General features: G+C 76.7%; 5 protein-coding genes. 1 reads left to right on the top strand and 4 read right to left on the bottom strand.

The features are described 5' to 3' along the window. The 4 genes from I6A60_RS22750 to fdhD all read right to left on the bottom strand — a co-directional run. Nucleotides 1–1,265: serine/threonine-protein kinase (locus tag I6A60_RS22750; protein WP_203055682.1), on the bottom strand; the 1,265-nt coding region annotated here is incomplete at its 3' end. Between the two features lie 37 nt (nucleotides 1,266–1,302). Then, nucleotides 1,303–5,997: a hypothetical protein gene (locus I6A60_RS22745; protein WP_203041982.1), complete on the bottom strand. Its 4,695-nt coding sequence runs from the start codon at nucleotides 5,995–5,997 to the stop codon at nucleotides 1,303–1,305. Nucleotides 5,998–6,207: 210 nt separating this feature from the next. Beyond that, nucleotides 6,208–6,756: a hypothetical protein gene (locus I6A60_RS22740; protein WP_203023691.1), complete on the bottom strand. Its 549-nt coding sequence runs from the start codon at nucleotides 6,754–6,756 to the stop codon at nucleotides 6,208–6,210. 19 nt (nucleotides 6,757–6,775) lie between these two features. Further along, nucleotides 6,776–7,645 (bottom strand): formate dehydrogenase accessory sulfurtransferase FdhD, encoded by an 870-nt coding sequence (gene fdhD / locus I6A60_RS22735; protein ID WP_203023692.1) that lies wholly within the window; start codon nucleotides 7,643–7,645, stop codon nucleotides 6,776–6,778. Between the two features lie 135 nt (nucleotides 7,646–7,780). Between fdhD and I6A60_RS22730 the strand changes: the two genes are divergently transcribed. Further along, nucleotides 7,781–8,635 carry a hypothetical protein gene (locus tag I6A60_RS22730; protein WP_203055681.1) on the top strand — a complete coding sequence of 285 codons (855 nt, stop codon included), beginning with the start codon at nucleotides 7,781–7,783 and terminating at the stop codon, nucleotides 8,633–8,635. The last annotated feature ends 23 nt before the right edge of the window (nucleotides 8,636–8,658 follow it).

Here is an 8,658-nt window from a genome sequence, read left to right as displayed (position 1 = left end):
GGGGCGCCGGGCCCCCGGCGGGCACCGGGGGGGGCGGGGCCCCGCCGGGCCCGCGGGGCCCGGGACCCCGCGCGGGCCCCGGTGGCGCCGAGCGTGCCGTGCCGCCCGTCGGCGAGCAGGACCACGAACGTCGCGCCGGCCGGCTGGTCCCCGTCGGCGCCGCCACGCCCCGGCGGGGAAGCGGGGGCGGGCGCCGCCGGGGCCGTCGCGGCGGCCGGGTCCGCAGGCCGTTCGGGTTCGGCGAGCGGCACCGCGCCCGGACTCGCCGGTGCCGGTCCCGGTCCCGGTGTCGACGTCCGCTGGTCCGCTGGGTCGAGCGGCCGGGTGCCGCCGCCGGCGCTGTCGCCCGAGGACAGCCCGGACGAGTCGGGCGTCGCGGGCGCCCGCAGCCGTGGGTCGGCGTAGACCGGGACGGCCGCGTGGGCCGGCCAGTCCGGGCCGTACAGGCCGGCGGTCGCGGCGAACAGCTCGGCCGCGAACTCCCGGCCGGTCCGCTGCCGCTCGGCGGGGTCCTTGCGCAGCGCCCGCAGGACGACGTCCGCGATCGGCGCCGGCACCCGGCCGATGAGCGGCGGCGGCGGGTCCTCCCGGTGCGCCCGGCGCAGCTCGGCGAGGTCGCCGCGGAACGGGGGCGCCCCGGTCAGCAGCTCGTACAGCGTGACGCCCAGCGCGTAGACGTCGCTGGCCGGTGAGACCTGGCCGCCGTCGAGCTGCTCCGGCGGGGCGTAGGACGGGGTGGCCACGTTCGTGCTCTTCCCCTGGCCGGAGCCGAGGATCTTGGCGATGCCGAAGTCGGCGACCTTGAACGTGCCGTCGGTCGCGACGAGCACGTTGTGCGGCTTGATGTCGCGGTGCACGACGCCGCGGGCGTGCGCCACCCCGAGCGCCGCGCCGACGGCGACCCCTGCGGCGCAGACGTCGTGGATCGTGCGGCTCGCCCGGCCGAAGTAGCCGCCGAGCGTCTCGTCCAGGCGCTCCATGACGAGCAGGTGCAGCTCGCCGTCGCTCTCGAAGTTGTAGACCTCGACCAGATGCGGGTGGCGCAGGTTCGTCAGCAGCCGGGCCTCGGCGCGCAGCCGGCCGGCGAGCTCCGCGCGGGCGCCGGCCGGCAGGTCCGGGTTGCGCCCGTCGATGCGCTTGATGGCGACGAGCTGGCCGATGTCCCGGTGCCGGCCGCCGAGCACGACGCTGAACGCTCCGCTGCCGAGCACCTCGGTGATCTCGTAGACCCCGTGCAACAGCGCTTCTTCACGCTCGAACGCCACCGTGCTCCCGTCGCGACCCGCGCCCCGCCTTGCGGCGCTAGGTGGCGCCGCACGGGCGAGCGTAGGGGACGCCGTTGAGGTAGGTGTCCCATTCCTCGCGGGTGATGACGTCCCCGAGGCCCGCGCACAGCCGGCTCAGGTCCTGGCCGATGTCGAGGTCGTAGAGCGACCCGACGGCGTAGTTGCGCCCGACCACGAGATACCGGCCGCCGCCGAGGAACGAGGCGAAGGTGAAGGGGTAGTTGAGCCCGCGGATCGCCGGGAGCGACAGCGTCCAGCGCGGGTCGGCCGGGTTGGTCACGTCCCAGACCCGGATGTCCTCGGCGCCGCCGGCCACCAGCTGCCGGCCGTCCGGGCTGAAGATGACGGCGAGCACCTGGAACGCCTGGCTGGTGGACGTGCCGGCGACCCGGGGCCGGACCGGGTCGGCCACGTCGACCAGGCGGACCCGGTTGTCCTGGCCGCCGAGCGCGACAGTCGCGCCCTTCGGGCTGAAGGCCACCGCGTTCTGCCCGGCGGGAAGCGTCAGCGTCCCGGTGGGGCCACCGGCCAGCCGGTGCCCGACGTCCCAGATCTTGAGGACCTTGTCGTTGCTCGTCGACGCGAGCCACCTGCTGTCCGGGCTGAACGCGACCCGCACCAGCCCGGTCGACTTGTGCGCCGTCGGTTGCCGGCCGAGCAGCTTCGGCGCGGTCCGGGTGGTGATGTCCCAGAGTTCCAGGCCGCCCGGTGTGCCGATCGCCAGGCGCCGGCCGTCGGGGCTGAGCGCGACGTCGGTGGTGGTGCCGGCCGTCCGCGGGATGCTGGCCAGCGGCGCGACCTTGGCCGGCGGGTCGCCGCGCGTGCGGCTGGGCCAGCGGGCGATCGCGGCGTCGGAGACGTCCCAGAGCGTCACCTGGTCCGAGGCGGCGACCGCGAGCAGCCCGGACCGCGCGGCGAGGTCACCCGCGAAGGGCGCGTAGGCGCTGCCCGCGGTGAGGTCCGCCGCGGCCCGCAGCGTGGGAGCCGGCAGGTGGCCGGGGTCGGGGGTGAAGTCGTAGATCTCCAGCGTGTCCAGCGAGGTCACCAGGGCGATCGAGGTGTTCGAGCGGGGGAAGAGGAACTGCGGGACCTCGCCGCCCGCCGCGATCCCGTCGTTCCAGCGGGCCCACCGCAGCGCGCCGTCGCTGCCCGAGGTGACGATCCAGTGGTCGTCGAGGGGGTCGGCCGCGAACGACCACGGCGTCGACGGCTGCGGCAGTGTGTAGAACGCCGCGACGTCGTTCTTGCTGGTCGGCGTCGGCACCAGGTAGCTGAACTCGCCCGGGCGGAAGAGGGACAGGCCGACGCCCGCGCCTGCCTCGACGACCCCGAGGGTCTGGCCGTCGACGTACCCCAGCGACGACACCTCGGTGTTGTTCGCCGCCAGGGTCGTCGCCGGGGTGGCCGTCTTGCCGTCGACCGTGAACCGCAGGACGTCGTCGTAGCTGGTACCGACGGCGAGCTCGCGGCCGGTCGGGCTGAAGGCGACCGCTCGGATGTCCGAGGTCGCCGCCGTCGCGGCCGGCGGCGTGGCCAGGGTCTGCAGCTGGAGCGGGCTGGCGGCGTCGGTGACGTCCCAGAGGTACGCGTAGCCGTCCTCGCTGCCGGTGACGAGCAGCGTGCCGTCCGGGTTGAACGCCAGGGATCGCACCTGCTCGGCGCTGCCGTTCAGCGTGCTGAGCAGGCGGGGCGCGCCCGGCGCGCCGACGTCGTAGAGCCGGACCGCCGAGCCGCCGTAGCCGCCGACGGCCAGCACGTCGCCGTGGGCGCTGAAGGCCAGGGCGAACACGCCACCGCCGTCGAGCGGCGCGGTCGGCAGGGTGTCGCGCAGGACGGGGGCGGCCGGGCTGGTCACGGTGTAGATCTTCACGTCGCCGTTGGCCGTGCCGACGGCGAGCAGCCGGCCGGTGTCGTCGAAGGTCACCGCCTTCACGGCATGGGTGCTCTTCGCATCGCCCTGGCGCAGCGCGGCGCCGAGCGGGTGGACGGCCGGCAGGTGGGTGACGTCCCAGAGCTTGACCATGCCGTCGTCCGACCCGCTGGCGACCACCCGGCCGTTCGGGCTCCAGGCGACCGTGCCGATCGAGCCGTCGTGCGCGTGCAGCAGCCGCACCGGCGACGACGCGCCGAGGATCGCGGTCTTCGCGTCCGGCGTGTCGGCGGTGCGGTCCGCGGCGATCGCGAGCTGGGCGGCGACCTCGGAGTTGTTGGCGGCCACCGTCTCGGCGACGCCCGCGATGTGCGCGGACAGCGCCGTCGCGTTCGCGGTCACGGCCGCGCTCTCGGCGGTCCGCGCGGCGGCACGGCGGTTGAAGGCGAACACGGACGTGCCGGTGGCGACCAGGACGAGCACGGTGAGCGCGGCCACCAGGGACCGCAGTCGCCGGGTCCGCCGGCGGGCCTGCTCGGCCTCGGCGCGCTCCCGGTCGACGGAGGCGTCGTAGAACTCGGCGGCCGGGCTGGCCAGGGTCCGCCGCCGGCCGCCGGCCTCGACCCAGTCCCGCGCGCTGGTGAGCCGTTGGCCGCGGATGAGCAGGGACGGGTCGCGGCCGTGGCTCTCCCACTCCTGGCCGCCGTCATCGAGGCGCTGGCGGACCAGCGCGCCGGCGCGGTCCAGCTCGACCCACTCCCGCAGCCGAGGCCAGGCCCGGACCAGCGCCTCGTGGGTGAGCTGGACCCGGTTCTCGTCGGCCTCGACCAGCCGGCCGCGGATCAGCGCGTCCAGCACGCCGGGCGCTCCCGGGGCCGGGACCTCGGACAGCAGCGCCGCGCGTGGCCGGGGGCGCCTGGTCGCCTCGCCGACCTCGCCGACGCGGACCAGGCCGAGCAGCAGGCCGTGCGCGGTCTCCTGGCCGGCGGCGTCCAGGCCGGTGAACCAGTCGTCGGCGGTCTTGGCGAGCGCGCCGCCGAGCCGGCCGACCGCGCGGTAGGCGTCGACGGTCAGCGTGCCGGCGGCGCGGCGCTCCCAGGTGGCCCGCAGGGCGTGAGCGAGCAGCGGCAGCGACCCGGAACCGGCGTCGCCGGCGTCCTCGTCGGCCGCCAGGTCGTCGAGGATCAGCTCGACGAGCGCGGGGGAGACGGTGAGCCCGACGGCGGTCGCCGGCCGGACCACGGCCGCGCGGATCTCGTCGCGGCGCATCGGCCCGACGACGACCTGGCCGCGCGCCAGCGCGTGGGCCAGCTCCGGGTAGCCGACGCAGCGCAGGTAGAAGTCGCCGCGCACCGCGAGCAGCACGACGGCGGGCGCCGGCTCGCCGGCGGGTCCCGGGGCGGCGAGCGCGGCCAGCGCCGCGACGAAGCCGGCCCGCTGCGCCTCGTCGCCGGCCAGGGTGTCGCCGGCCAGGGTGAACGTCTCCTCGAACTGGTCGACGGCGACGACCAGCCGGGCCCGCGGCGGCTCGGCGGTGGGCTCGACCGAGTCCGCCGGGCCCGCTGGCGTGGTCACGGCCGGGTCATACGGGTCGACGGCGCGGGCCACCAGGTCACCGACGATCTGCGCGAGCCGGCCCGGGTCGGTCCGCACGGCGTCCCGGATCACCCCGGCGAGCCCGGGTGGCGCGATCGCCTCGGCGACCCGGGCGGCCAGCTCGTCCAGCGGGCGCTCGGTCGGGGTGAGCAGCACCTGGGGCCCGGCGGCCACGGCGCGCCCCAGCTCGCCGCGGCGCAGCGCCGGGAGCACACCGGCCCGCAGCACCGAGGACTTCCCAGCACCTGAGGCACCGACCAGCACCAGCGGCCCCGCGTCCGCCGGCCGGTCCCGCAACGCGGCGAGCACCTCCGCGACGGTCTCGGACCGGCCGAAGAAGTACCGCTCCGAGCCCGCGTCGAACGCCGCGAGGCCCGGGTAGGGGGAGGCCGTCGGCGCCAGCTCGGCCGCGGCGGGCACCGGCCCGGCGGGCGACGGGTCCGCGAGCAGGACCGTCGCCTCGACCCGGCCCGCGTCGGTCCTGGTCACCCGGGCGAGGTTGCGCGCGAGTGGCGTCTCGCTGGTCGCTGGCCCCGCCAGGTGGGTCGCGCTGACGACGCCGGCCGCGGCGAGGCGCCGGTGGGCCGTAGCGAACAGGCCGCCGACGGTGAGCTGCTCGGGGCCGTCCGGGTCGCCGGCCATCAGCAACTGGTCGACGGAGGCGACGGCCGGCGGGAGCGGCCCCGCGGCGAAGCCCTGCTCCCCGGGGCTGACCGCGACCAGCAGCTCCAGCTCGTCGCCGTAACGGCCGGCGACCTCGGCGAACCCCGCGGCCAGGTCCTCCTCCGGCCTGGCCGTGACCGAGGAGTCGGAACCGAGCCGCCACCCGTCCACCAGCACGACCCTGCGCCGGGCCGGAGAGGCGGCGGTCAGGGCCAGCAGCTGGCCGAAGCGCAGGGTCCCGGACCGCTCGGCGTCGGGCTCAGTGCCGACGACGAGCAGTGGCTCACCGCCGTCCGGCGGCGCCACCGGGCCGAGCCAGCAGACCAGCAGGACGTCGCGCGGGACCGTACCCGCCAGGGTGAGCGCCATCGCCACGTCGACCGCCGTGCGGGGCTGGTCGACGAGCTGCACCCGGTTCTCGGCCAGCGCGCCCGGCCCGGTGAGGCTGCGGCGCAGCGCGTCGGCACCGCGCAGGGCGGTCGCGACGACCTGCGCCGCGCCCGGCTCCGGTGGCCGGCCAGGACAGATGATCAGTGCCTGGGAGTCCGCCGGCAGGCCGGTCGGATCGAGCGGCTGCTGCACCCCGCGCCCCCTGTGGGCCGTCTGATGACGTGGTCGCGCAGGGCCGTCGCGCGGCGGGCCCGGTTCCGCGGGACCGCTGTGCCGGCCCGGTCACGGAGTGCGCAAATCCCATTCTGGCGGGCATTTCGCGCCTGGCTAGGGGGATTTCGGGCCCGACCGGGCCTTTGTCAGGATGCCGACACGGCCCGCGGCCGCGCCCGTCGACCGTGTTCAGCCGGCCGGCTGGTCCGGGTCCCAGACGAGGTGGAACGGCGCCCGGACGTCGGTGGAGTGGTGCGCCGCGGCGGCCAGCGCCAGGCGGACCCGGTCCTCGGGCGGCTGGGCGGCCGAGGTGTGCAGCGAGCCGCGGGCGAAGTCCTCGCCGGCGCCGACCGCCTGGTAGTCGTCGACGCTGCGGCCGATCTGGAAGTCCGAGTCGATCCGGTAGAGCCGGCCCTGGATGCCGACGAGGAACTGGCCGCCGGTCTCGTTGCCCGAGTCGTTGCGGGCGTAGCCACCGTCGCGCAGGCAGTCGCGCACCGCGGCGACGAACTCGGTCGCCATGAACCGGTCGAGGTCCCAGGTGTGCGGCATCGGTGGGACCAGGCTGTACCGCAGCAGCTGGCCCATCCGGAACGAGTCGGTGAAGCCCATGATGTAGGCACCGTTGCGGAAGACCTTGGTGTCGCCCCGCACGGTCACCGACCACCCGGCGACGCCGGCGCTGTCGCCGCCGATCACAACCCGCCCGTTGTACTCCACCCCGACGATGCAGGTCACGGTGGCCGACTCTATCGGCTCATCTGGCGGGATGTAGGGGGATTTCCGGACGACTGGTCATGGTGACGATCCGCTCGGCGCCGGCGTAGACGTTCATCGAGTCGCCACGCAGGAAGCCGACGAGCGTCATCCCGCTCTCGGCTGCCAGGTCCACCGCGAGCGCCGACGGCGCCGACACCGCGGCGAGCATCGGGATCCCGGCCAGCAGCGCCTTCTGGGTCAGCTCGAACGACGCCCGCCCGCTGACCAGCAGCACCCGCCCGCGCAGCGGCAGCAGCCCGGCCCTGGCCGCCGCGCCGACGACCTTGTCGACGGCGTTGTGCCGGCCGACATCCTCGCGGACCAGGTCGAGGTGCCCGTGCTCGTCGGCGAGCGCGGCGGCGTGCAGCCCGCCGGTCGTCGCGAACAGCCGCTGCGCCCGGCGCAGCGCGGCGGGCAGGCCGGTGAGCGTCGCGGCCTCGACCCGCAGCGGGTCGTCGGCGACGGTGTACCGGGAGCGCAGCCGGATCGCCTCGATGCTCGCCTTGCCGCACAGCCCGCACGAGCTGGTCATGTAGAACGAGCGGGCCGCGGCGGTCAGATCCGGCTCGGGCACCGCCGGGTCGAGCACCAGGTCGAGCACGTTGTAGGTCTGGCGGCCGTCGTCATCGGTGCCGGCGCAGTACCGCATCGTCCGCACGTCGGCGCCCGAGCCGATCAGCCCCTCGCCGACGAGGAAACCGACCGCGAGGTCCATGTCGTCCCCGGGCGTGCGCATCGTGACGGCGAGCGGTTTGCCCCCCAGCCGCAGCTCCAGCGGCTCCTCGCCGGCGACCGTGTCGACCCGCTGGTCCGGCGTGGCCCCCACGGTCACCCGCACCACCCGCCGCCGCGTGCTCGCCCGTCCCATGCCTCCACTGTGCGCGTCCGTCAATCCGCGCGTCCGTCGACCTGCGTGTCCGCGCCCCGGGCCGGCGCTGTGGTCTGACCGTTGCGATCATGAAGGTTGGGGGATCGGCGCGCCCACGCGTGCGACACTGCGCCCGTGGCGATGACCGGCTCCCGAGGCGCGGCGGTCCCGGCGGACCCGCCGGCGTTGGGCGGGGCCGGCGTCGCGGACCTGTCCGGCCGGCTCGCGGCGGGCGACCCGACCGCGCTCGCCGACGCCTACACCCGGTTCTCCGGCCGCCTGCTCGAGGTCGCCGCCGGGCACGCCCAGGCGGACGGGGCCGCCGCCGTGCGGGCCGTGCTGGCCCGGCTGTGGGAGCACCCGCTGCGCTACCCAGCCGGAGACGACGCGCTCGCCGCCGCGCTGGCCGTCGCGACCAGCCAGTATGTCGCCGAGCAGCCCGCCCGCGGCGCCGAGCGCGTCGAGGTCCGCGGCCCAGGCCCGGCCCGCCGGCCCCGCCCGCGCCTCCCTGGCCCGGTGACGGGGCCGACAAGATCGGCGGACGACGACGCCGCGGACCCGCGGGTCGAACTGCTCGCCACCGCGCTCGCCTACCGCCCCGCGGTCGCCGCCACGCCGCCCTACGCGGCGCCGTTCGCGGCCTGGACGGCGACGGTCGACCGGGTGCTCGCCGAGCTCAGCGTGCTCGACTGGGACCGGCCGACCGGCCATGACGGCCGCACCCCGCGCGAGGTGGTCGCCCGGCTGGCCGGTCTCGACGCCGCCCTCGCGACCGCGATCGGCATCCCCGTCGCAGGCACGCTCGCCCAGCCCGGCCCGGACCCGGCGGCCGACGGAATCGTCCCGGCGGTGGCCCGCCAGGCCGGCGCCGCGACCGCTGGCCAGGCCGGCCCGGCCGGCGGGGGGGGGGGGGGGGGGGGGGCGGGGGCGCGGGGCCGCGGCGGGAGATGGCGGCCGCGCCGTGAACTGTCCATCCGACAGGCGCCCTAGCCCGCTGCAAAATTCTGTGGCAT

Origin of the sequence: Frankia sp. AgB1.9 (assembly GCF_016786355.1) — a bacterium.
Lineage (GTDB): Bacteria > Actinomycetota > Actinomycetes > Frankiales > Frankiaceae > Pseudofrankia.
Note: the sequence above shows the minus strand (reverse complement) of the source record. Positions and strands in the feature narration are given on the sequence as shown.